At 66.6% G+C, this 22,380-nt stretch carries 22 protein-coding genes; 17 read left to right on the forward strand and 5 right to left on the reverse strand.

The genetic code is table 11. From position 1 onward, the window contains the following. From WBB07_RS29435 to WBB07_RS29490, 12 genes are all read left to right on the forward strand, one after another. The coding region (locus WBB07_RS29435; RefSeq protein WP_526313314.1) for a phenylalanine--tRNA ligase subunit beta-related protein at window positions 1-561 on the forward strand (561 nt) is incomplete at its 5' end. Between the two features lie 152 nt (window positions 562-713). Further along, a complete protein-coding gene (argC, locus tag WBB07_RS29440; protein WP_526313316.1) occupies window positions 714-1,751 on the forward strand; it encodes an N-acetyl-gamma-glutamyl-phosphate reductase in 1,038 nt (345 codons plus the stop codon). Continuing rightward, window positions 1,748-2,962: a bifunctional glutamate N-acetyltransferase/amino-acid acetyltransferase ArgJ gene (gene argJ / locus WBB07_RS29445; protein WP_526313317.1), complete on the forward strand. Its 1,215-nt coding sequence runs from the start codon at window positions 1,748-1,750 to the stop codon at window positions 2,960-2,962. The genes argC and argJ overlap by 4 nt, the downstream gene beginning before the upstream one ends. Then, window positions 2,959-3,870 (forward strand): acetylglutamate kinase, encoded by a 912-nt coding sequence (gene argB, locus WBB07_RS29450; RefSeq protein ID WP_526313319.1) that lies wholly within the window; start codon window positions 2,959-2,961, stop codon window positions 3,868-3,870. The genes argJ and argB overlap by 4 nt, the downstream gene beginning before the upstream one ends. After that, entirely contained in the window at window positions 3,867-5,051 is a 1,185-nt protein-coding gene (locus WBB07_RS29455; RefSeq protein ID WP_526313321.1) for an acetylornithine transaminase, read from the forward strand. Before argB ends, WBB07_RS29455 begins: the two co-directional genes overlap by 4 nt. Then, entirely contained in the window at window positions 5,048-5,989 is a 942-nt protein-coding gene (gene argF, locus WBB07_RS29460; RefSeq protein WP_526313323.1) for an ornithine carbamoyltransferase, read from the forward strand. Before WBB07_RS29455 ends, argF begins: the two co-directional genes overlap by 4 nt. Beyond that, complete coding sequence (locus tag WBB07_RS29465) at window positions 5,953-6,462, forward strand: arginine repressor (protein ID WP_526313325.1); 510 nt, start codon at window positions 5,953-5,955, stop codon at window positions 6,460-6,462. Before argF ends, WBB07_RS29465 begins: the two co-directional genes overlap by 37 nt. A gap of 22 nt (window positions 6,463-6,484) precedes the next feature. Beyond that, window positions 6,485-7,684 (forward strand): argininosuccinate synthase, encoded by a 1,200-nt coding sequence (locus WBB07_RS29470; RefSeq protein ID WP_526313327.1) that lies wholly within the window; start codon window positions 6,485-6,487, stop codon window positions 7,682-7,684. 97 nt (window positions 7,685-7,781) lie between these two features. Then, complete coding sequence (argH, locus tag WBB07_RS29475; RefSeq protein ID WP_526313329.1) at window positions 7,782-9,194, forward strand: argininosuccinate lyase; 1,413 nt, start codon at window positions 7,782-7,784, stop codon at window positions 9,192-9,194. 90 nt (window positions 9,195-9,284) lie between these two features. Continuing rightward, the gene (locus WBB07_RS29480; protein WP_526313331.1) at window positions 9,285-9,899 is read left to right on the forward strand and encodes a hypothetical protein; all 615 of its coding nucleotides are present in this window, start codon (window positions 9,285-9,287) and stop codon (window positions 9,897-9,899) included. Next, a complete protein-coding gene (locus WBB07_RS29485) occupies window positions 9,896-10,456 on the forward strand; it encodes a hypothetical protein (protein WP_526313333.1) in 561 nt (186 codons plus the stop codon). The genes WBB07_RS29480 and WBB07_RS29485 overlap by 4 nt, the downstream gene beginning before the upstream one ends. Next, window positions 10,453-10,959 carry a hypothetical protein gene (locus WBB07_RS29490; protein WP_526313335.1) on the forward strand — a complete coding sequence of 169 codons (507 nt, stop codon included), beginning with the start codon at window positions 10,453-10,455 and terminating at the stop codon, window positions 10,957-10,959. Before WBB07_RS29485 ends, WBB07_RS29490 begins: the two co-directional genes overlap by 4 nt. Here WBB07_RS29490 and WBB07_RS29495 read toward each other — a convergent pair. Both WBB07_RS29495 and WBB07_RS29500 read right to left on the reverse strand, forming a co-directional pair. Then, a complete protein-coding gene (locus tag WBB07_RS29495) occupies window positions 10,916-12,223 on the reverse strand; it encodes a hypothetical protein (RefSeq protein WP_526313337.1) in 1,308 nt (435 codons plus the stop codon). The two genes, WBB07_RS29490 and WBB07_RS29495, sit on opposite strands and share 44 nt — an antisense overlap. Before the next feature lie 17 nt (window positions 12,224-12,240). After that, complete coding sequence (locus tag WBB07_RS29500) at window positions 12,241-14,007, reverse strand: ABC-F family ATP-binding cassette domain-containing protein (protein WP_526313339.1); 1,767 nt, start codon at window positions 14,005-14,007, stop codon at window positions 12,241-12,243. 142 nt (window positions 14,008-14,149) lie between these two features. Between WBB07_RS29500 and WBB07_RS29505 the strand changes: the two genes are divergently transcribed. From WBB07_RS29505 to WBB07_RS29515, 3 genes are all read left to right on the forward strand, one after another. Further along, entirely contained in the window at window positions 14,150-17,161 is a 3,012-nt protein-coding gene (locus WBB07_RS29505) for an alpha/beta fold hydrolase (RefSeq protein WP_526313340.1), read from the forward strand. A gap of 144 nt (window positions 17,162-17,305) precedes the next feature. After that, window positions 17,306-17,725: a hypothetical protein gene (locus WBB07_RS29510; protein ID WP_526313342.1), complete on the forward strand. Its 420-nt coding sequence runs from the start codon at window positions 17,306-17,308 to the stop codon at window positions 17,723-17,725. Next, entirely contained in the window at window positions 17,725-17,925 is a 201-nt protein-coding gene (locus WBB07_RS29515; protein WP_526313344.1) for a Trm112 family protein, read from the forward strand. The genes WBB07_RS29510 and WBB07_RS29515 overlap by 1 nt, the downstream gene beginning before the upstream one ends. On the opposite strand, the gene WBB07_RS29520 is transcribed toward WBB07_RS29515, so the two are convergent. The 3 genes from WBB07_RS29520 to WBB07_RS29530 are packed head-to-tail and all read right to left on the reverse strand — an operon-like array spanning window position 17,919 to window position 20,055. Continuing rightward, on the reverse strand, window positions 17,919-18,533 hold the full coding sequence (locus tag WBB07_RS29520; RefSeq protein ID WP_526313346.1) for a TetR/AcrR family transcriptional regulator: 615 nt from the start codon (window positions 18,531-18,533) through the stop codon (window positions 17,919-17,921). The two genes, WBB07_RS29515 and WBB07_RS29520, sit on opposite strands and share 7 nt — an antisense overlap. After that, a complete protein-coding gene (locus tag WBB07_RS29525; RefSeq protein WP_526313348.1) occupies window positions 18,530-19,357 on the reverse strand; it encodes an ABC transporter permease in 828 nt (275 codons plus the stop codon). The genes WBB07_RS29520 and WBB07_RS29525 overlap by 4 nt, the downstream gene beginning before the upstream one ends. After that, window positions 19,300-20,055, reverse strand: a complete 756-nt coding sequence (locus WBB07_RS29530; protein WP_526313350.1) for an ABC transporter ATP-binding protein — start codon at window positions 20,053-20,055, stop codon at window positions 19,300-19,302. The genes WBB07_RS29525 and WBB07_RS29530 overlap by 58 nt, the downstream gene beginning before the upstream one ends. Before the next feature lie 58 nt (window positions 20,056-20,113). On the opposite strand from WBB07_RS29530, the gene WBB07_RS29535 reads away from it, so the two are divergent. Together WBB07_RS29535 and tyrS are read left to right on the forward strand one after the other, a co-directional pair. Further along, complete coding sequence (locus WBB07_RS29535; RefSeq protein WP_526313352.1) at window positions 20,114-20,725, forward strand: DNA-3-methyladenine glycosylase; 612 nt, start codon at window positions 20,114-20,116, stop codon at window positions 20,723-20,725. Window positions 20,726-20,754: 29 nt separating this feature from the next. Continuing rightward, window positions 20,755-22,029, forward strand: a complete 1,275-nt coding sequence (gene tyrS, locus WBB07_RS29540; protein ID WP_526313354.1) for a tyrosine--tRNA ligase — start codon at window positions 20,755-20,757, stop codon at window positions 22,027-22,029. The last annotated feature ends 351 nt before the right edge of the window (window positions 22,030-22,380 follow it).

A 22,380-nucleotide genomic window follows, 5' to 3' on the forward strand; every position in this document is an offset into this window, starting at 1 on the left:
GGGCCGGGGCGTCCCGTCGAGGCCGCCGATGCGTTCGAGGCGGTGCGGGTGATCGCCCGCGCGGCCCGTGTCGAGGTGACGCTGCAGCCCGCTCAGCGGCTGCCGTGGCATCCGGGGCGCTGCGCCGAGGTGTTTGTCGACGGCGTCGGTGTCGGGTTCGCCGGACAGCTGCATCCGGCGGTCATCGAGCGTGCCGGCCTGCCGAAGGGCACCTGCGCGGCGGAACTGAACTTGACGGCCATTGCGATTCCCGAGACGCTGCCGGCGCCCCGGGTCTCGCCGTTCCCGGCGGTGTTCCAGGATGTCAGCCTGGTTGTGGATGCCGATGTCGCGGCGCAGACGGTGATCGATGCGGTGCGCGGCGGGGCCGGAGAGCTGCTGGAATCGGTGCAGCTGTTCGACATCTACACCGGCCCGCAGGTCGGTGAGGACCGCAAGTCGCTGACGCTGGCGCTGCGGTTCCGGGCGGCCGACCGGACGCTCACCGAAGACGAGGCCAGCGCCGCCCGTGAGGCTGCGGTGGCTGCGGCGGGCAGTATCGGCGCCACCCTGCGCAGCTGACTCCCCGGGCCCAGTCTCCGGCCGAGTCCCGGGCTGAGTCTCCGGCCGAGCAGACACAAAAGCGGGTGTTTCGGGCCCGAACCACCCGCTTTTGTGTCTGCTCGGCATTAATGGGTTTGCAAGTGACTGCATAACAATGCAAGGATGCGGGTATGCCCAAGACAGTGGCGTTGGCAGGTGCCAGCGGATACGCCGGTGGCGAGATCCTTCGACTGCTCCTCGGCCACCCGGCCGTCGCTGACGGGCGTCTGGAGATCGGCGCGCTCACCGCTGCCGCCAGCGCCGGCACCACCCTCGGCGAACACCACCCACACCTGCTGCCTCTGGCGGACCGCGTGCTGCAGCCCACCGAACTCGACGTGCTGGCCGGCCACGACGTGGTGTTCCTGGCGCTGCCACACGGGCATTCCGGTGCGCTGGCCGAGCAGTTGGGCCCCGACACGCTGATCATCGACTGCGGAGCCGACTTCCGCCTCACCGATCCCGCCGCCTGGCAGCGGTTCTACGGCTCGGAGCATGCCGGAAGCTGGCCCTACGGGCTGCCCGAGCTGCCCGGCGGCCGCGACGCGCTACGCGGCGCCACCCGGATCGCCGTACCCGGCTGCTACCCGACCGCTGCGCTGCTGGCCCTGCTACCCGCGGTCGCCGCGGACCTCGTCGAGCCCGCCGTCACCGTCGTCGCCGTCAGTGGCACCTCGGGTGCGGGACGGGCCGCCAAGGTCGACCTGTTGGGCTCGGAAGTGATGGGCTCGGCGCGCGCCTACAACATCGGCGGTGCACATCGGCACACCCCGGAAATCGCGCAGGGCCTGCGGCAGGTAACCGACAAGGCCGTGACCGTCTCCTTCACCCCGGTGCTGATCCCGACCTCCCGCGGCATCTTGGCCACCTGCACCGCCCGCACCACCGCGCCGCTGGCGACACTGCGGGCCGCCTACGAAAAGGCCTACGCGGCCGAGCCATTCGTGCACCTGCTACCCGAAGGTCGGCTGCCGAAGACCGGATCCGTGATCGGCAGCAACGCCGCGCAACTGGCCATCGCCGTCGACGAGGACGCACAGACGTTCATCGCGGTGTGCGCCATCGACAACCTGACCAAGGGCACCGGAGGTGCCGCCGTGCAATCGATGAACCTGGCGCTGGGCTGGCCGGAAACCGAAGGACTGTCGACCGTGGGAGTGGCGCCGTGACGGATACAGCAAATACCACGCGGCTGGTGCGGACCCAAGGGGTCACAGCCCCGGCAGGCTTCCGGGCCACCGGAATCTCGGCCGGCATCAAGGCATCCGGGGCGCTGGATCTGGCCCTGGTGTTCAACGAAGGCCCCGACCATGCGGCCGCCGGGGTGTTCACCCGTAACCAGGTGAAAGCCGCGCCGGTACTGTGGAGCCAGCAGGTACTGACCACCGGCCGGCTGCGTGCGGTCATCTTGAACTCCGGTGGCGCCAACGCCTGCACCGGACCTGCAGGATTCCAGGACGCCCACGCGACCGCCGAGGCCGTCGCCGCCGCGCTCTCGGAGTGGGGCACCGAAACCGGCGCCATCGAGGTCGCGGTGTGCTCCACCGGGCTCATCGGAGACCGGCTCCCGATGGACAAGATGCTGGCCGGCGTGCAGGACATCGTGCACGAAATGGCCGGCGGACTGACCGGTGGCGAGGAAGCCGCACGAGCCATCATGACCACCGACACCGTGCCCAAACAGGTTGCGCTGCACCACTCCGGCAACTGGACTGTCGGCGGCATGGCCAAAGGGGCGGGCATGCTGGCGCCGTCGCTGGCCACCATGCTCTGCGTCATCACCACCGACGCCGTCGTCGGCCCGGAGGCACTGCGGGCGGCGTTGGGCAACGCTGCGGCCAAGACCTTCGACCGCCTCGACATCGACGGCAGCTGCTCCACCAACGACACGGTGCTGCTGCTCGCATCGGGCGCCAGCGAGATCACCCCGACCCAAGACGAACTCGACGCAGCCGTGTTGAGTGTCTGTGACGACCTGTGCGCGCAGCTGCAATCCGATGCCGAGGGTGTCACCAAACGCGTCACCATCACGGTCACCGGCGCCGACAGCGTCGACGACGCACTGATCGCGGCACGGGTGATCGCCCGCGACAGCCTGGTCAAAACCGCGCTGTTCGGCTCCGACCCCAACTGGGGGCGGGTGCTCGCGGCCGTCGGCATGGCCCCGGTGACGCTGGATCCCAACCGAATCTCGGTATCGTTCAACGGTTTCGATGTGTGCATCGACGGGGCCGGCGCACCAGGAGCGCGGGACGTCGATCTGTCGGGAGATGAGATCACGGTGCGCGTCGACCTCGGCGCAGGTGACGGGGAGGCCTCGATCCGCACCACCGACCTCTCACACGCCTACGTCGAAGAGAATTCGGCCTACAGCTCGTGAGCGCTGACGCTGTGAGCACCAACGACAAGGCCCAGGTCCTGGCCGGCGCCCTGCCGTGGCTCAAACAGCTCCACGGCAAGATCGTCGTCGTCAAGTACGGCGGCAACGCCATGACCGACGACAGCCTCAAACGGGCGTTCGCTGACGACATGGTGTTCCTGCGCAACTGCGGCATCCACCCCGTTGTGGTCCACGGTGGCGGCCCGCAGATCTCGGCGATGCTCAAAAAGCTTGGTATCGAAGGCGATTTCAAAGGTGGATTCCGGGTCACCACCCCCGAAGTGCTGGACGTGGCGCGCATGGTGCTCTTCGGTCAGGTCGGACGTGAGCTGGTCGGTCTGATCAACTCGCACGGCCCGTACGCGGTCGGTATCACCGGTGAGGACGCACAGCTGTTCACCGCGGTCCGGCGCCGTGTCACCGTCGACGGGGTGGCCACCGACATCGGGCTGGTCGGCGACGTGCAGAGCGTCGACACCGCCGCGGTGGTGGACCTGATCGGTGCCGGCCGGATTCCGGTGGTCTCCACCATCGCCCCCGATGCGGTCGGAGTCGTGCACAACATCAACGCCGACACCGCCGCCGCTGCGCTGGCCGAAGCGCTGGGCGCCGAAAAGCTGTTGATGCTCACCGACGTCGAAGGCCTGTACACCGACTGGCCCGACCGCACCTCACTGGTCACCGAGATCGACACCGTGAAGCTCGCCGCGCTGCTGCCGCGCCTGGAATCGGGCATGGTGCCCAAGATCGAGGCCTGCCTGCGTGCCGTCGACGGTGGGGTGCCCAGCGCCCACGTCATCGACGGCCGCGTCGAACACTGCGTGATCGCTGAGCTGTTCACCGACGAAGGCGCGGGGACAAAGGTGGTACCGCCGACCCCGAAACCGGACCAGAGAGGTCAAGCATGAGTGAAACCGAAGCACTGCAAGACCGTTGGTCATCGGTGATGATGAACAACTACGGCACCCCGCCGGTGGCGTTGGCCAGCGGCGACGGCGCCGTCGTCACCGATGCCGACGGCAAGTCCTACCTCGACCTGCTCGGCGGTATCGCGGTGAACCTGCTCGGGCAGCGGCATCCGGCCGTCGTCGAGGCCGTCACCACTCAGCTCAACACGCTCGGTCACGTCTCGAATCTCTATGCCACCGAACCGGGCATCGCACTGGCCGAAGCGTTGGTCGATCACCTGGGTGCGCCCGCGCGGGCCTTCTTCTGCAACTCCGGCACCGAGGCCAACGAAGTCGCCTTCAAGATCAGCCGACTCACCGGGAGAACAAAACTCGTCGCGGCCGAAGGTGGATTCCACGGCCGGACCATGGGATCGCTGGCGCTCACCGGGCAACCGAGCAAGCGGGCTCCGTTCGAGCCGCTGCCCGGCGACGTCACATTTGTGCCCTACGGCGATGTCGACGCCCTTGCCGCCGCCGTCGACGAGACCACCGCCGCGGTGATCCTCGAGCCGATCATGGGGGAGGGCGGCGTTGTCGTCCCGCCCGCGGGCTATCTGGCTGCTGCCCGCGAGATCACCGCCGCCGCAGGCGCTTTGCTGATGCTTGACGAAGTGCAGACCGGAGTCGGACGCACAGGTGCCTTCTTTGCCCACCAGCATGACGGCATCACCCCAGACGTGGTGACCCTGGCCAAGGGGCTCGGCGGCGGACTGCCGATCGGTGTCTGCCTGGCCGTCGGCCCGACCGCCGATCTGTTGACCCCCGGGCTGCACGGCAGCACCTTCGGTGGGAACCCGGTGTGTGCCGCCGCGGCACTGGCGGTGTTGCGCACCCTGGCCGCCGACGATCTGATCGCCCGTACCGGGGTGCTGGGCAAGACCCTCAGCCACGGTATCGAAGAGCTGAATCATCCACTCGTCGACCATGTTCGGGGCAAGGGTCTGCTCCTGGGTATCGTGCTGCGCGCCGAGAAGGCCAAGGCGGTCGAGGCCGCCGCCCGCGACGCCGGATTCCTGGTGAACGCCGCCGCCGCCGATGTGGTGCGGCTGGCGCCGCCGCTGATCATCACCGAAACCCAGATCGACCAATTCGTCACCGCGCTGCCCGCGGTACTCGATATCGCCAAGGAGACGCAATGACAGTCCGGCACTTCCTACGCGATGACGACCTGAGTCCGGCCGAGCAGGCCGAGGTGCTGGCCCTGGCCGCCGAACTCAAGGCGGCACCGATGAGCCGTCGTCCCCTCGACGGGCCCAGGGGAGTGGCGGTGATCTTCGAGAAGAACTCCACCCGCACCCGGTTCTCCTTCGAGATGGGCATTGCGCAGCTCGGCGGGCACGCCGTTGTCGTCGACGGTCGCAGCACTCAACTGGGCCGTGAAGAGACACTCGAAGACACCGGAAAAGTGTTGTCCCGCTATGTCGATGCCATCGTGTGGCGGACCTTCGCCCAGGAGCGGCTCACGGCCATGGCGTCGGGATCGACGGTGCCGATCGTCAACGCATTGTCCGATGAGTTCCACCCCTGTCAGGTGCTCGCCGACCTGCAGACCCTGGCCGAGCGCAAGGGCTCGCTGAAGGGCCTGCGCATGACCTACTTCGGTGATGGCGCCAACAACATGGCGCACTCGCTGATGCTCGGCGGCGTCACTGCTGGTATCGACGTGACCATCGCCGCGCCAAAGGGTTTCGAACCCCATCCGGTGTTTGTCGAAGCGGCGCGGCACCGCGCCGAACAGACCGGTGCGAAGGTGGCCGTCACCTCCGACCCGGTCGCCGCGGCCACCGGCGTCGACGTGCTGGTCACCGACACCTGGACCTCGATGGGGCAGGAGAACGACGGGCTGGACCGGGTGCGGCCGTTCCGGCCGTTCCAGGTGAACGTCGAGTTGCTCAGTCGGGCAGATTCTGAAGCTGTTGTCCTGCACTGTCTTCCGGCGCATCGCGGCCATGAGATCACCGATGAGGTGCTCGACGGCCCGCAGAGCGCGGTCTGGGATGAGGCCGAGAACCGGCTGCACGCCCAGAAGGCACTGTTGGTGTGGTTACTGGAAACCCGAACGGCCGCCCGACAGTGACGGCGGCCACCCGTGCCGGTCGGCAGGCTCGGATCGTGGCTCTGCTGTCGTCACAGTCGGTGCGCAGCCAGAGCGAACTCGTCGCGTTGTTGGCCGCCGAGGGGATCGAGGTCACCCAGGCGACCCTGTCCCGTGATCTCGAGGAACTCGGCGCGGTGAAACTGCGCGGGGCCGACGGGGGCGTGGGCGCCTACATGGTGCCCGAGGACGGTAGCCCGGTGCGCGGGGTGTCCGGCGGCACCGAACGTCTGACCCGGCTGCTCGGCGACCTGCTGGTGTCCACCGATGCCAGCGCCAACCTGGCGGTGTTGCGCACCCCGCCCGGAGCAGCCCACTATTTGGCCAGCGCCATCGACCGGGCAGCGTTGCCCTACGTGGTGGGCACCATCGCCGGAGATGACACCATTCTGGTGGTGGCGCGTGAACCGATGACCGGCGCCGAACTGGCCGTCACTTTCGAAAACCTGCAGTAACAGAAAACAAGGAGAACAGCACATGTCCGATCGCGTCATCTTGGCGTACTCCGGCGGACTGGACACTTCGGTGGCCATCAGCTGGATCGGCAAGGAGACCGGCCGCGAGGTCGTCGCCGTGGCCATCGACCTGGGTCAGGGCGGTGAGGACATGGAGGTCGTGCGGCAGCGTGCCCTCGACTGCGGAGCGGTGGAGGCCGTCGTCGTGGATGCTCGCGACGAGTTCGCCGACGAGTACTGCCTGCCCACCATCCAGTCCAACGCGCTCTACATGGACCGCTACCCGCTGGTGTCGGCCATCAGCCGGCCGCTCATCGTCAAGCACCTGGTTGCGGCGGCCCGCGAGCACAAGGGCGGCACCGTCGCGCACGGCTGCACCGGCAAGGGCAACGACCAGGTCCGTTTTGAGGTCGGTTTCGCCTCGCTGGCGCCCGAGCTGAAGGTTCTGGCGCCGGTCCGCGACTACGCGTGGACCCGGGAGAAGGCGATCGCGTTTGCCGAGGAGAACGCGATCCCGATCAACGTCACCAAGCGGTCGCCGTTCTCGATCGACCAGAACGTCTGGGGTCGCGCGGTGGAAACCGGTTTCCTGGAGCACCTCTGGAACGCGCCCACCAAGGACGTCTACGACTACACCGAAGACCCGACCCTGAACTGGAGCACCCCGGACGAGGTGATCATCGGGTTCGAAAAGGGTGTACCGGTCTCGATCGACGGACGCCCGGTCACCGTGCTGCAGGCCATCGAGGAGCTCAACCGGCGCGCCGGCGCTCAGGGTGTCGGGCGCCTGGATGTGGTGGAGGACCGGCTCGTCGGCATCAAGAGTCGGGAGATCTACGAGGCGCCGGGCGCGATGGTGCTGATCACCGCGCACACCGAACTCGAGCACGTCACGCTGGAGCGCGAGCTCGGCCGGTACAAGCGCGGCACCGACCAGAAGTGGGGCGAGCTGGTGTACGACGGCCTGTGGTATTCGCCGCTGAAGGCCGCCCTGGAATCGTTTGTCGCCAAGACCCAGGAGCATGTGACCGGCGAGATCCGGCTGGTGCTGCACGGCGGGCACATCGCGGTCAACGGCCGCCGCAGCCCGACGTCGCTGTACGACTTCAACCTGGCCACCTACGACGAGGGCGACACCTTCGATCAGTCCAGTGCCAAGGGATTTGTTCACGTGCACGGCCTGTCGTCGAAGATCTCGGCCAAGCGCGACCTGAGCCTGTAAAACCTCGGCCCGTAACAACGCCCAAACTCACGTCTGGGCGCCAAAGTGCGAGTAGAAGCCGCCAATACGTCGACCTCGGCGTGGCGAGGGGAGTCAAGTGAGTACCAATGAAGGCGCGCTGTGGGGCGGCCGGTTCGCCGAAGGCCCGTCGGCGGCACTGGCGGCGCTGAGCAAGTCCACCCATTTCGACTGGGTGCTTGCGCCGTACGACGTCACCGCGTCGAAAGCCCACGCGCGGGTCCTGTACCGGGCCGGTCTGCTCACCGAGGAGCAGCGCGACGGGCTGCTCGCCGGCCTGGACAGCCTCGGCGAGGACGTCGCCGACGGCAGTTTCGGGCCGATCGTGACCGACGAGGATGTACACGGCGCGCTGGAACGCGGACTCATCGACCGGGTGGGCCCCGACCTGGGCGGACGGCTGCGGGCCGGCCGATCGCGAAACGACCAGGTGGCCACGCTGTTCCGGATGTGGCTTCGGGATGCGGTCCGCCGAGTCGCCGACGGGGCCATCGAGGTGGTGCGGGCGCTGGCCGCCCAAGCCGCGGCGCACCCGAGTGCGATCATGCCCGGTAAGACCCATCTGCAGTCGGCCCAGCCGGTGCTACTGGCCCATCACCTGCTGGCGCATGCCCAGCCATTGCTGCGCGATGTCGACCGCATCGCCGACTTCGACGACCGGACTGCTGTGTCGCCGTACGGCTCCGGGGCACTGGCAGGTTCGTCGCTGGGGCTCGATCCCGACGCCATCGCCGCGGATCTCGGTTTCGCCGCGGCCGCCGACAACTCGATCGACGCCACCGCTTCCAGGGATTTTGCCGCCGAGGCCGCCTTCATCCTCGCGATGATCGCCGTCGACCTGTCCCGGCTGGCCGAAGACATCATCCTCTGGAGCTCAACGGAATTCGGTTACGTAACCCTGCACGACTCCTGGTCCACCGGTAGCTCGATCATGCCGCAGAAGAAGAATCCGGACATCGCCGAGCTGGCCCGCGGCAAATCCGGCCGCCTGATCGGCAACCTGACCGGACTGCTGGCCACGCTGAAAGCGCAGCCGTTGGCGTACAACCGGGACCTGCAGGAAGACAAAGAACCGGTCTTCGATTCGGTGGCCCAGCTGGAACTGTTGCTGCCGGCGATGGCCGGGCTGGTCGGGACGCTGAGTTTCGACACCGACCGGATGGCCGAACTCGCACCGGCCGGCTACACCCTGGCCACCGACATCGCCGAATGGCTGGTGCGCCAAGGGGTGCCGTTCCGGGTGGCACATGAGGCCGCCGGCGCCGCCGTCAAAACCGCGGAGGGTCGCGGTGTCGGCCTCGACGAACTCACCGACGACGAGCTCGCCGCGATCACGCCGGAGCTGAACCCGCAGGTGCGGGAAGTGCTCACGGTCGAAGGTTCGGTGGCCGCCCGCGACGCGCGCGGCGGAACCTCGCCGGTCCAGGTGGCGCGCCAGCTGACCGTCGTCAGCAGCACCATCGATGCCTTGGAGCTGCGGCTACGTCGCTGAGATCGCCTTCAGAACCGGCGGCCCGGCTCGGCTCGACGACATCAATGGGCGGCACCACACGTTGACTGTCCGCGCCGTAGAGTTTGCCGCATGGGGGGCGAGCCCGGGGTGAGCGCACGATTGGCTGCGCGTGTGCGTCGCTGGTTCACCGGGTTGGGCTTCTCCCAGATGCGGCAGCTGGCTGTTCTGCTGGTGCTGGCGGTGACAGCCTTCTTCGGCGGCCTGGACAGCGCCAACACCAAGGTGACGGTGTTCGAGCCGGGCGACGAGTTCGGTGACGGCCAGTACACCCTCAGCGTCGACCGGGCTTCGATGCTCGACAAGATCACAGCCGGTACCCGCGTCGTGCTGCCCGACAACCCGGATCGTCGGTACCTGGCGGTGGTGGCGAATCTGACAAACGACGGCCACGTCCCGGGAAACCTGTCCAAGGTGTTCGATCTTGTGGGACAACCCGAGAAACGATTTGTGGGCGCCTACCGGATCGCCGACAGCACCTCCAACTGGTGGTTGGGACCCGGTTTGTCCGACACCTTCGCCTTCATCTGGGAGCTGCCCGACGCCGACCTGACACCAGGCGAAGCCGTCACATTGCGCGTGTGGAAGAAGAAGTTCACCGAACTCTCCGTCACGTACGGCCAGAGCTGGATCGACAGCGTGACCGAGTACGGCGAAATCACGGTCCCGGTCCGGGAGCGCTCATGAGAGTGCAAGCCGCCCTTGCCGCGGTAGCGATCGCGGCCGCCGCCTTCGTGTGGCACAACCTGCCGGTGAACAGCCAGATCTACGCACCCTTCGACGTCACCGCCGACGCGGGCTCCCCGGCTGTCGGCCGCAACCTCACCGCAACGGTCATCGGGACGCAGCTGACGCCGCTGATCAGGCCGGAAAATGGCTACCCACCGCAATTGGAAGCCTCGGGTATCTGGGTGGTGGTCAACGCGACGGTCGCAGCCGTCGAGGCCCCGGGTCTGTTGCGTGCGCAGCTGCAGGTGGGCCCGAACTCCTACAACCCAACCGATCGTCTGATGGCCGCGGCGCAACTGACCGGGCTGCAACAGCCGGAGCTGATGAACACCGGGGTTCTGGTGTTCGACGTCGCACCCGAGGTGCTGGCCGACGTCGACGCCATCGAATTGCGGACCTGGCTCGGTGACGAACGACTGGATTCCCGGCTGGTCGTGCAGATCGTGCTCGACGGCCCGCAGGTGAGCCGACTCGAAGAGGTGCGCCTGCCTCGCCCGTTGGTGAGTGCATCATGACGCTCGATTTGAAGCTGTGGCATCGCAACCTGATCGGAGGGGCGGTCTCGGCCGTCGCGTTGGCGGTGATCGTCGTCACCATGCTGCTGCCCGACTGGTCGGGCTACCGGGACACCATGCACACCGAAACCGTCGTCCCGGTCGGGGAGACCGGCGCCGCGGCGGGGGACAGCTGGCGGGTGGGGTCGGTGCGGCACCTGAACAGATCGGCCAGTGCCCGCAGCCCCGGGCTGCCGGAGGGAACCGTCATCACCGTTGTCGCGATCGACCGCGCCGGCACCGCGGACCTGGTGGGATGCGCCGGTGTCATCACCGACGGTCAGCACCGATGGTTCGCGGAGAGCATCGGTGGTTACGGACCGCTGCCACCTGAAGGGGCCACCGGCAACTGTGCCCGGCCGGGCCCCCTGCAGTTCAGTTTCCTGCTGCCGGGCGACGTGGTGCCCACCGCCGTCGACGTCACCGACTTGCAGGGACGGCTGGTGGTGCGTCTGCTGGTGTAGCGGGGGTTTGGGCGACCCGCTCCAGACAGTAGGCGAAGGTGCTGGCGATCAGACAGATTCGCAGCGGCTCGACGATCATGTGGGACGCCAGGCTCAACGTTGCGGTGAAGCCGGACCAGAACTCCCGAGGCTGGGGACCTATGAGCCAGGCAACACCCCGGAACAGGTAGCCGTCGCCGATCTGCGCGCGGTAGAAACTGCCGGCCATGTCCAGCCAGGCCAGGCCCAGATACGCCAGGACGTACAACGACAACGCCAGCACTCCACCGTGCAGAATCAGCCGCCCCGAATCGATGATCGGTCGAAATTTGCCCAATTGACCGACAGCATGATCGCGGGCCTTGTCCCGCAATGACTTCGGGACGGTGACCCACCGGCTGCTCAGCCGCTTGCCGGTCGGGGCGACCCGGGTGAAGGCAGTCGAGGCCCGGGCGCCGGCGATCCGGTGGGCGGCCTCGCGCCAATTCACGGTCAAACTCACGCCGTAGACGATTCCGGCGACCGCCAGCCAGATCAATGGCACCGCCGCACCACCGAACACCGTTCGCAGGGCCCACATCAGGGTGCTCCAGAGGGTCTCCAACGGTTCGAAATGGGAGAACAGCTGCTCGCGAGTGCTGCTGAACCAGACGATGATTCGACGTTCGGCGATCCAGCCTGCCGGGTTTACCAGCAGGGTCAGGCCCTGATTGACCGAGAAGCTCAACACCAGGAACACCCAGAGGGTGTCGACATACACCCGCACGGCGACCATCCACTCCGGCAGCCGATTCTTGAGCCAGCTCAACAGATATCGGAGGGCCAGCGCAGCAGCGATCAACACCACGGTGCTGACACCGACGGGCAACGTCTCGGGATGCAGCTCGGTGGGTTCCGGCGACATCATGGCCGCACCCACCCGATACACCAGCGCCCTGGCCTCGAACGCCAACCAGTCCTCGCGGAACATCTGCCACGCCAGGTAGATCGCGACAAACGGCACCACGATCGTCGCGAAGACGTTGACCTCCCGCAGATTGCGGGACGAGAAGTTCTGCAACACCGGCAGCCCGGGTTTGAGGACCAAGAACATGCCCACAAACGCCGCCAGCCGCGACAGGCCCGCCAACGGCATGATCACCGAGGCCCACCAGTCGTTGTCGTAGCCGGCCCACGCAGCCAGCTCGATCGCACCCTGCCGGCCGAGGTAGCCGAGCAGATAACACGCCAACAACTGCGGCAGGTACTGCACCCAGAGGGTCAGCGGTCGCAGCAGAGGGCGCACGCGCTCATCTTAGGAACTCACTCGACCGTTTCGGACAACAACAACCATTGGTCCTCGAGCTCGGCGTTCTCCGACTCCAGTGCCCGCAGCCGGGCGGTCAGGTCGGCCAGCCCGGTGTAGTCGCTCTGGTCGTGGGCGGCCATGGTGGTGTGCAGAGCCGCGATCTGGCCGGACAGCTTGGTCAGCTTGCGTTCGACCGCGCCCAGCTCTTTACGGGTGTTGTAGGCCGCGGCACCCGAGGCGGCCTCGACGGGTGCGACGGTCGGGGCCGGCGCGGCCGCAGACTGCTGCGCCAACTCCAGATACTGGTCGACGCCGCCGGGAAGGTGACGCAACGTGCCGCCGAGAACGGCGTACTGCTGATCGGTGACCCGCTCCAGCAGATAGCGGTCGTGGGAGACCACGATCAGGGTGCCCGGCCACGAGTCGAGGAGGTCCTCGGTGGCAGTCAGCATGTCGGTGTCGACGTCGTTGGTCGGCTCGTCGAGGACCAGGACGTTGGGCTCGCTGAGCAGGGTGAGCATCAGCTGCAGGCGTCGCCGTTGCCCGCCGGAGAGGTCACGCACCCGCGTCGAGAGCTGATCACGGGCAAAACCGAGGCGCTCCAGCAGTTGGGTCGGGGTGAGTTCCCGGCCGTCGACCTCGTATCCCGTCTTGAGCTGGCCGATGACCTCACGGACCAGGTCGTCTTCCACATCGTTCAGGATTCCGGCCTGCTGGTCGAGCATCGCCAATTGCACGGTCTTGCCGCGCTTGACCCGGCCCGACGTGGCTGTCACCGTGCCGGCGATCAGGCCGAGGAGCGTGGATTTGCCTGCGCCGTTGGCGCCCAGGATGCCGGTGCGCTCACCGGGGCCGATCCGCCACTCGATGTTGCGCAGCACGTCTCGCTCGCCGAAGGAGACTCCGACGTCCAGTAGATCGATGACGTCCTTACCCAGACGGGCCGTCGCCAACTTCGCCAGCTCGATACCGTTACGCACCGGCGGGACATCGGCGATCAACTCGTTGGCGGCGTCGATCCGGAACTTCGGCTTGGACGTCCGGGCCGGGGCGCCGCGCCGCAGCCAGGCCAGCTCCTTACGCATCAGGTTCTGCCGCTTCGCCTCCACCACGGCGGCCTGCCGATCGCGTTCGACCCGCTGCAGCACGTACGCGGCGTATCCACCCTCGAACGGTTCGACGATCCCGTCGTGCACCTCCCATGTCTGGGTTGCGACCTCATCGAGGAACCATCGGTCGTGGGTCACCAACAGCAATCCGCCGGTATTGCGGGCCCAGCGACGCTTCACGTGCTCGGCCAGCCAGGTGATGCCTTCGACATCGAGATGGTTGGTGGGTTCGTCGAGCGCGAGGACATCCCAGTCGCCCATCAGCAGCGCGGCCAGCTGGACCCGGCGCCGCTGGCCGCCGGAGAGGGTGCCGACGCGGGCGTTCCAGTCGAGATCGGCGGCCAGACCGCCCACCACGTCGCGCACCCGCGCGACCCCGGCCCACTCGTGTTCGGCCATCTCGCCGACCAAACTGAAGCCCACGGTGGCGTCGTCGTCGAGGAGGTCCGCCTGATCGAGGGCGCCGACCCGCAGACCGCCGCGGCGGGTGACCCGGCCGGCATCCGGCTCGACATTGCCGGTCAGCATTCCCATCAGGCTCGACTTGCCGTCGCCGTTGCGGCCGACGATGCCGATCCGGTCGCCGTCGTTGACGCCGACGGTCACTGAGTCGAAGACCATTTTGTTCGGGAACTCGAGGCGCAATGATTCGGCGCCGAGTAGGTGTGCCACTGGGCCAACCCTATCGTGGCCCCGGCAGGTGACCACGCGCGTGACCAAACGAGCAGGCTCGCGGAGGGCGATATGGAATGATGTGCAGGCCGTCGGGGCACATGAGCAGCGCTTTCAGCAGGGAGCACCGGATGGAAGTGAAGTGGAGTTGAACCTCTCCTCGGTAACCAGGCCAGTTCAGCGATTGGTGGCTACGGCGCAGAACGGGCTGGAAGTACTGCGCCTCGGTGGCCTGGAGACCGGTTCGGTGCCGTCGCCGTTCCAGATCGTCGAGAGCGTTCCGATGTACAAGCTCCGGCGGTATTTCCCGCCTGACACCCGCCCCGGCAAGGCCAAGGTCGGTGCACCCGTGCTCTTGGTGCATCCGATGATGATGTCGGCGAATATGTTCGACGTCACCCGGGAGGACGGCGCCGTAGGCATCCTGCATTTTGCCGGCCTGGATCCCTGGGTCATCGACTTCGGTGAACCCGACAAGGTCGAGGGTGGCATGCGTCGCACCCTGACCGACCACATCGTGGCCCTCAACGACGCCGTCGACACCATCAAGAAGGCAACTGGTCACGACGTCCACCTGGCCGGCTACTCCCAGGGCGGGATGTTCTGTTATCAGGCGGCCGCGGTGCGGCAGTCGAAGGACATCGCCAGCATCGTCACGTTCGGTTCACCGGTGGACACGCTGGCAGCTCTGCCGATGGGGATCCCGCCGAACCTGGGTGCCATCGCCGCCGATTTCATGGCCGACCATGTGTTCAACCGTTTCGATATCGCCGGCTGGATGGCCCGCACCGGCTTCCAGATGCTGGATCCGCTCAAGACCGCAAAGGCCCGGGTCGATTTCCTGCGGCAGCTGCATGACCGGGAGGCATTGTTGCCGCGGGAGCAGCAGCGCCGGTTCCTCGATTCCGAAGGGTGGATCGCATGGTCGGGGCCCGCGGTCCAGGAGCTCCTCAAACAGTTCATCTCTCACAACCGGATGATGAGCGGCGGATTTGCCATCGACGGGCAGCTGGTGACGCTCAGCGACATCACCTGCCCGGTGCTGGCATTTGTCGGTGAGGTCGACGACATCGGTCAGCCGGCGTCGGTGCGCGGTATCAAACATGCCGCTCCGACAGCCGAGGTGTACGAGGCGACGCTGCGGGCCGGACATTTCGGATTGGTTGTCGGTTCCAAGGCGGCGGAGATCACCTGGCCGACGGTTGCCGACTGGGTCCTGTGGCTCAGCGGCAACGGACCCAGACCGGCCAATGTGGCACCTATGCCCGACCAGCCGATCGAACACAACAACGACAGCGGTGTGCCGCTCGCGTCGCGCGTGGTGCATGGCGTCGGCGAGGCTTCGGAGGTGGCGTTCTCCCTGGCCCGTGGTGCCGCCGGCGCGGTGGTGGCCACCAACAAGTCGATACGCACCCTGGTCGTCGAGACCGCACGCACCCTGCCCCGGTTGGCGCGGCTCGGCCAGATCAACGATCACACCCGGATCTCGCTGGGGCGCATGATCTCCGAGCAAGCCGACGGGACACCGGACGGCGAGTTCCTGCTGTTCGACGGGCGGGTACACACCTACGAAGCTGTGGACCGCCGCATCGACAACGTGGTGCGCGGCCTGATCGGGGTGGGTATCCGCCAGGGGGATCACGTCGGTGTGCTGATGGAGACCCGGCCCAGTGCGCTGGTCGCCATCGCCGCCCTGTCCCGGCTCGGCGCGGTTGCGGTGCTGATGCCTCCCGACGGTGATCTGGCTGCTGCTGCCCATGCCGGCGGCGTCTCGGAGATCCTGACGGACCCGCCGCATCTGGCGAGCGCCTGCCAGCTGTCGCTCCAGGTCCTGGTGCTCGGCGGCGGTGAATTGCGCGATCTGAACCTGCCGGACGACGCCGACGTCATCGACATGGAACAGATCGATCCGGACGCGGTCGAGTTGCCCGGCTGGTATCGGCCCAACCCCGGGCTGGCTCGGGATCGTGCGTTCGTGGCGTTCAGCTCAGTCGGCGGTGAGCTCGTCGCCAAGCAGATCTCCAACTACCGGTGGGCGCTGTCGGCCCTGGGCACCGCCTCGACCGCGGCGCTCGGGCACGGCGACACGGTGTACTGCCTGACCCCGCTGCACCACCAATCCGGTCTGCTGGTCGCCGTCGGTGGGGCCGTTGTCGGTGGTGCCCGGATCGCGTTGTCCCGGGGGCTGCGACCCGACACCTTTGTCCAGGAGGTGCGTCGTTACGGGGTGACGGTGGTCTCCTACACGTGGGCGATGCTGCGTGACGTCATCGACGATCCGGCGTTTGCGCTGCACGGGAACCATCCGGTGCGGCTGTTCATCGGTTCCGGGATGCCCACCGGACTGTGGCAGCGGGTCACCGACGCGTTTGCGCCCGCCCAGGTGGTCGAGTTTTTTGCCACCACCGATGGCCAAGCAGTGCTGGGCAACGTCTCCGGCGCCAAGGTCGGCAGTAAGGGTCGTCCGTTGCCGGGCAGTGGTCAGATCGAGCTGGCGGCCTACGACGCCGAAACAGACCTGATGCTGGAGGACGACCGCGGATTTGTGCGGATCGCCGAGACCGACGAAGTGGGTGTCCTGCTGGCCCGGCCGCGCGGCCCGATCGACCCCACGGCGTCGGTGAAGCGTGGCGTCTTTGCCCCCGCCGATACGTGGATCTCCACCGAGACGCTGTTCCGCCGCGACAGCGACGGTGACTACTGGCTGGTGGACAGTCGTGCCGGCGTCATCCGTACCGGGCGCGGCATCGTCTACACCGAACCGATCACCAATGCGATCAGCATGATCACCGCCGTCGACCTGGCTGTCACGTATGCGGTGCCCGCCGGGGCCGCACAACTCGCGGTGACGGCATTGACACTGCGTCCCGGTGCGACGGTGACCGCCGCCGATCTGTCCGAAGCGGTTGCCGGTTTGGTGGTCGGGTTGCCGCCGGACATCGTGCATGTGGTTCCGGATCTGCCGTTGTCGGCGACCTACCGTCCGACCGTTGCCGCGGTACGGCAGGCAGGTGTTCCCAAGGCGGGGCGGACCGCGTGGTGTCTGGACCCGGCGACGGGCCAGTACACGCGGCTGACCGCGGCGGCGCGGGCTCATCTGATGCCCGGGCACTCGATCTCAGGAAGTAACGCGGATGGTGCTGTCGACCGATAGCGCTGTTAGGCTCCCCGAAACAGCACCAGGCGTGACGTTTCGTGGGCGCCTGAGACCATTGCTCATCTGCACGGCGACGCTGGAGGATCTTCGATGACATCGCATCCCGAGAACAACACGGCTCCGCGCTGGCGTCGTGCTGTGATGACGAGCCTGGCCGGCGCTGGTCTGGCCGCATCGATGGTCATGGGCCTGGGCGTGGCAGTCGCCAACGCCGACGTTCTGGACGATCTCGAGGCCCAGTACGGCCGTGGTGCTGGTGGCGGCAAGGTGGCCAATCTGTTGAACGATGCGCTTGTCATGCGTTCCCAGGGCGCACGTCCGCGCCCGGCGGACCTGCAGGCTGTGCAGGCGGCCGCCGCCAATCGTGGCCCCAATCAGGCTCCGCTGGTCGGCGCACTGCAACAGGTCGTCGGAAACCAGCAGAAAATGCTGGCGCAAGCTGGTCAGCCGTCCGGCGGGGGGATCGGTTTCTCGATCAACCAAGGGCCGTGGCAGCCGAATGCAAACGGCAACCCGATGATTCAGAACGACAATCCGATCTTCCCGATGCCGGGTCGGTAGTGCTCGACACCAAACTGCTCGGCATCATCGTCTGTCCCATCGACCGGGGGCCGCTGATGTACACCGCGGATCTCTTGTACAACCCCCGGCTGCGTCGGGCCTACCGGATCGATGACGGTATCCCGGTGTTGTTGGTCGACGAGGCACGCGAGGTCGGAGACGACGAGCACGCCCGGTTGGTTGCGCCGCAGGTTCAGTAGTCGGTGGCCGGCGGGTCACCGGTGAAGTAGCGCTGCAGATTCGGTGCGATGGTGTCGACTATCTGTTCCACCGGTAGCGAGGCCATGGGCTCGATCTCGAGGATGTGCCGTGCCATCAGGACGCCCAGGATCTGGGTGGCGGCAAATTCGGCGCGCATGATCCCGGTGCCTGGCGGATCGTCGAGCCGGGCTCCCAGCTCGGTGATCACGACGTCCCGCAGAAATGACCGGAAGATGGTGATTTCGTCGCCGGCCAACGCCGATCTCAACGTGGCGATCATCGCCACACCGACCTCGGAGTCCCATAACGGCAGGACCAACGACGGCAGGATTCGGCCCAACTGCTCGACGGGGGCGGTCCGCAGCGGCACCAGGATCTCGGCCGGGTCGAAGGCCACGTTGATCGCGGCGGTGAACAGCTTCTCCTTGGTGCCGAAATAGTGGTGCACCAGCGCCGCGTCGACACCGGCGTCGGCGGCGATGGCCCGGATCGAGGTGTTTCCGATGCCGTTGCGTGCGAACAACTCACGGGCGCTGGCCAGGATGGTGTCGCGAGTATCGGAGGCTCCTGGGGGGCGTCCGGGGCGCCGGCGTTCGGTAGCCGTCACGGCGTCCGTCGTCGTAACGTCATCGCCGCCAGACACAACGCTGCCCCCGCGAACATCACAACAACCACGATGTCACGGGCGGCGGTGGCCGTCAGCTCCGGGTGGGCGCCGACCTGTTGGAGTGCTTCGAGGGCATAGCTGGCCGGGAGCACATTGCTGATCCAATGCAGCCATTCAGGCATCGCGGCGCGTGGCACGACGATCCCGCACAACAGCAGTTGCGGCACGATCACCATCGGCATGAACTGCACGGCCTGGAACTCGGTGCGGGCGAAGGCACTGCACAGCAGGCCGAGTCCGACTCCGAGCACGGCGTTGATGATCGCGATGAGGAACACCCATCCCGGACTGGCTGCCGTGTCGAATCCGAGCAGCCAGAACGCGACGACGCAGGCGACGCTGGCTTGCGCGGCGGCTGCCAGTGAGAAGGCGGATCCGTACGCGGCGAGCAGGTCGAGGCGCCGGAGCGGGGTGGTCAGGATCCGTTCGAGGGTTCCCGACACGCGTTCCCGCTGCATCGAGATCGAGGTGATCAGGAACATCACCACCAGCGGCAGCAGCCCGAGCAAGATCAGGCAGGCGTTGTTGAAAGGTCCAGGTGCGGGTGCGTTCTGGAACATGAAGTACATCAGGACGATCACCAGGCTGGGGACCACCAGGATCATCGCCATGCTGCGGTGATCGGCGGCCAGTTGTCGCAGGATTCGACCCGTGGTCGACACGTATGGACCGAGGACGGGGCGGAGGGTGAGCGAGGCGTTTCCGGTCAGGCGACGGTGCTGCGGCGAATGACCGACAGGAACGCGTCCTCGAGTGAGGTGCATCGGGTGTCCTCTCGTAGCCGGGTCGGAGTGGTGTGGGCCAATAGGTGTCCGTCCCGCATCAACAGCAGGTCGCCGCAATGGTCGGCCTCGTCCATGACATGGCTCGAAACCAGCAGGGTGGTGCCGCTGCGGGCGAGGTCGGCGAAGCGATCCCACAGGTCGACGCGTAACAGTGGGTCGAGGCCGACGGTCGGTTCATCGAGGACCAACAGATCGGGTTCGCCGACAAGTGCACATGCCAGCGAGACCCGACTGCGCTGACCCGTGGACAAATTGGCGCAGTAGCTGTCGTGTTGGTCGGTCAGGCCGACAGCGGAGACGACGTCGGCAGCGCGGGATGTGGGCGCGCCGTACAGCGCCGCGAAGTACCGCACGTTGTCGATTACCCGCAGGTCGTTGTACACGGTCGGGCTTTGTGTGACGTAGCCGACTCGGTGACGAAGTGCGCGTGACCCGGCTGGATGGCCGAGGACGTCAACACTGCCTCCGGCGACGATCTGCGTGCCGACCAGGCAACGTATCAGCGTGGTTTTACCGCAGCCCGACGGGCCCAGCAGGCCGGTGATGGTGCCGCCGGCGATCGACAAACTCAGGTTGTGCAGCACTTCGGACCGACCGCGGGTCACCCGCAGGTCGGTGATCACCACCGCGGGAGCGGCCATCGAGCCGCGTAATTCATCGGGCGATGAACTCATCATGTGATGAATATTCGCCCGAATTCGCAGCTTGTCAAGGGCGGCGGGCAGAATCGGCGCGGTGACCGTCGCTGAATTGGCCATCGATCCGGTGGCTGCTGCGCAACGGCTGCTCGGAGCCCGGCTGTTCTCCCGCGGGGTCGAGGCCCTGGTGGTTGAGGTGGAGGCATACGGCGGACCCCCGGATGGGCCGTGGCCTGATGCCGCCGCACACTCCTACCGCGGACCTGGGATCCGTAATGCGGTGATGTTCGGACGCGCCGGACTGCTCTACACCTACCGCAGCTATGGAATTCACGTCTGCGCCAATGTGGTGTGCGGGCCGGACGGCACTGCCGCGGCGGTGTTGCTGCGCGCCGCCGTGGTCGTCGACGGCGAGTCGAACGCCCGACGACATCGTGGCGAGACGGTCCTCACAGACAAGTTGGCCAGTGGCCCGGGCAACTTGTGCTCGGCTCTCGGCATAGTGATGTCCGACAATGGCGCCGACCTCTTTGGTGCTGGATCACAAGTGCGCCTGGAACTCGGCTCGCCGGTGGCCGGTGAAAGTGGCCCCCGGGTGGGGGTGAGCAAGGCCGCCGATCGCAGATGGCGGTTCTGGCTTACCGAATATCCCCAGGTGTCGACCTATCGGCGCAGCCCGCGAGCGCCGGCGCCGGGGCTGTCCGACTGATCGCGGCAGCCGTGCGCGAAGATTCCTCCATGGGTATGACCATCCTCGACGAGCTGAACTGGCGCGGACTCATCGCCCAGTCGACAGATTTGGCTGCACTGGCTGAGCAGTTTGCAAGCGGTCCGGTGACCGTTTACTCGGGTTTTGACCCGACGGGACCGAGCCTGCACGCCGGGCACCTGGTGCCGTTGCTCACGCTGCGCCGTCTCCAACAGGCCGGCCACCGACCCATCGTGTTGGCCGGGGGAGCGACGGGAATGATCGGCGACCCCCGTGACGTCGGAGAACGAACCCTGAACACAGCCGATGTGGTGGCTGACTGGGCCGACCGGATCCGGGGCCAGCTGGAGCGTTTTGTCGAGTTCGACGACTCACCCACCGGGGCGATCGTGGAGAACAACCTGAACTGGACCGGCGAGCTGTCGGCCATCGAGTTCCTGCGGGACGTGGGTAAGTACTTCTCGGTGAACGTGATGCTCGATCGCGACACCGTGCGGCGCCGTCTCGACGGGGAGGGCATCTCCTACACGGAGTTCAGCTACATGTTGTTGCAGGCCAACGACTATGTGGAGCTGCGAAATCGGTACGGCTGCGGACTGCAACTGGGCGGCTCCGACCAGTGGGGCAACATCATCGCCGGCGTGCGATTGGTGCGTCAGAAGCTGGGCGCCACCGTTCACGCGTTGACCACGCCGCTGGTCACCGACTCCACGGGTGCCAAATTCGGCAAGTCCACCGGCGGTGGCAGTTTGTGGCTCGACCCCGACATGACCAGCCCGTATGCCTGGTACCAGTACTTCGTCAACACCGCAGATGCCGACGTCATCCCGTACCTGCGATGGTTCACCTTCCTGGCGCCCGACGAAATCGGGGAGCTGGAGGAAGCGACGACCGCGCGTCCGCATGAGCGGGCAGCTCAGCGTCGACTGGCCCGGGAACTGACCACGTTGGTGCACGGCGAGAGTGCGACGGCTGCTGTCGAACATGCCAGTCAGGCGCTGTTCGGTCGTGGCGAGCTGAGTGTTCTCGACGAATCCACCCTCGCGGCGGCGGTGCAGGAGACCTCTGTTGCAGATCTGGCGCCCGGTGGTCCGGACACGATCACCGACCTGTTGGTGGCGACCGGCCTTTCGGCAAGTAGGGGAGCCGCCAAACGGACGATCGCCGAAGGTGGCGTCTCGGCCAACAACATCCGGATCACCAGCGACGAATGGGTGCCGCAGGAATCCGATTTCTTGTTCGGCCGGTGGCTTGTGCTGCGTCGCGGTAAACGCAATGTGGCCGGAGTCAGGCGGGCGCGTTGACCGGGAGCTGGGCGTATGACGGTCAAAACGCCTTTGACCAGGCGATTTGACTCTTTGTTTCCAGCCCCGTAACTTTATCCAAGTCAGAGCGAGCCGGCCAAGCCGGGAAGCGAAAGACCTCCCGAGAATCGGCTTGGAAACAAGGCGCTCTCAACAGCCCGCATAACGGTTAGCGGCCAATAAGGCCGAGGATTTTGTATGCGGTCAGGGAGACAGTATAAAAGAAGTCTGTTGTTTGAGAACTCAATAGTGTGTTTGGTGGTTTTTGTTTGTTGTGCCACATCCTGTGGGGGACTTCCCGTCTTCCTGTGTGGGGTGTGGTTTTTGATGCCAGTTTTTGGTGTCTTTTGT

Source organism: Mycobacterium sp., from assembly GCF_049647605.1.
In the GTDB taxonomy this organism is placed as follows: Bacteria; Actinomycetota; Actinomycetes; order Mycobacteriales; family Mycobacteriaceae; genus Mycobacterium.

Bases quoted from the DNA above. Each gene is read 5' to 3' on its own strand.
- argC (WP_526313316.1), top strand. From the start codon at position 714: ATGCCCAAGACAGTGGCGTTGGCAGGTGCCAGCGGATACGCCGGTGGC.
- WBB07_RS29455 (WP_526313321.1), top strand. From the start codon at position 3,867: ATGAGTGAAACCGAAGCACTGCAAGACCGTTGGTCATCGGTGATGATG.
- argF (WP_526313323.1), top strand. From the start codon at position 5,048: ATGACAGTCCGGCACTTCCTACGCGATGACGACCTGAGTCCGGCCGAG.
- WBB07_RS29470 (WP_526313327.1), top strand. From the start codon at position 6,485: ATGTCCGATCGCGTCATCTTGGCGTACTCCGGCGGACTGGACACTTCG.
- WBB07_RS29480 (WP_526313331.1), top strand. From the start codon at position 9,285: ATGGGGGGCGAGCCCGGGGTGAGCGCACGATTGGCTGCGCGTGTGCGT.
- WBB07_RS29485 (WP_526313333.1), top strand. From the start codon at position 9,896: ATGAGAGTGCAAGCCGCCCTTGCCGCGGTAGCGATCGCGGCCGCCGCC.
- WBB07_RS29490 (WP_526313335.1), top strand. From the start codon at position 10,453: ATGACGCTCGATTTGAAGCTGTGGCATCGCAACCTGATCGGAGGGGCG.
- WBB07_RS29510 (WP_526313342.1), top strand. From the start codon at position 17,306: ATGACGAGCCTGGCCGGCGCTGGTCTGGCCGCATCGATGGTCATGGGC.
- WBB07_RS29525 (WP_526313348.1), bottom strand. From the start codon at position 19,357: ATGCACCTCACTCGAGGACGCGTTCCTGTCGGTCATTCGCCGCAGCAC.
- WBB07_RS29530 (WP_526313350.1), bottom strand. From the start codon at position 20,055: ATGATGAGTTCATCGCCCGATGAATTACGCGGCTCGATGGCCGCTCCC.
- tyrS (WP_526313354.1), top strand. From the start codon at position 20,755: ATGGGTATGACCATCCTCGACGAGCTGAACTGGCGCGGACTCATCGCC.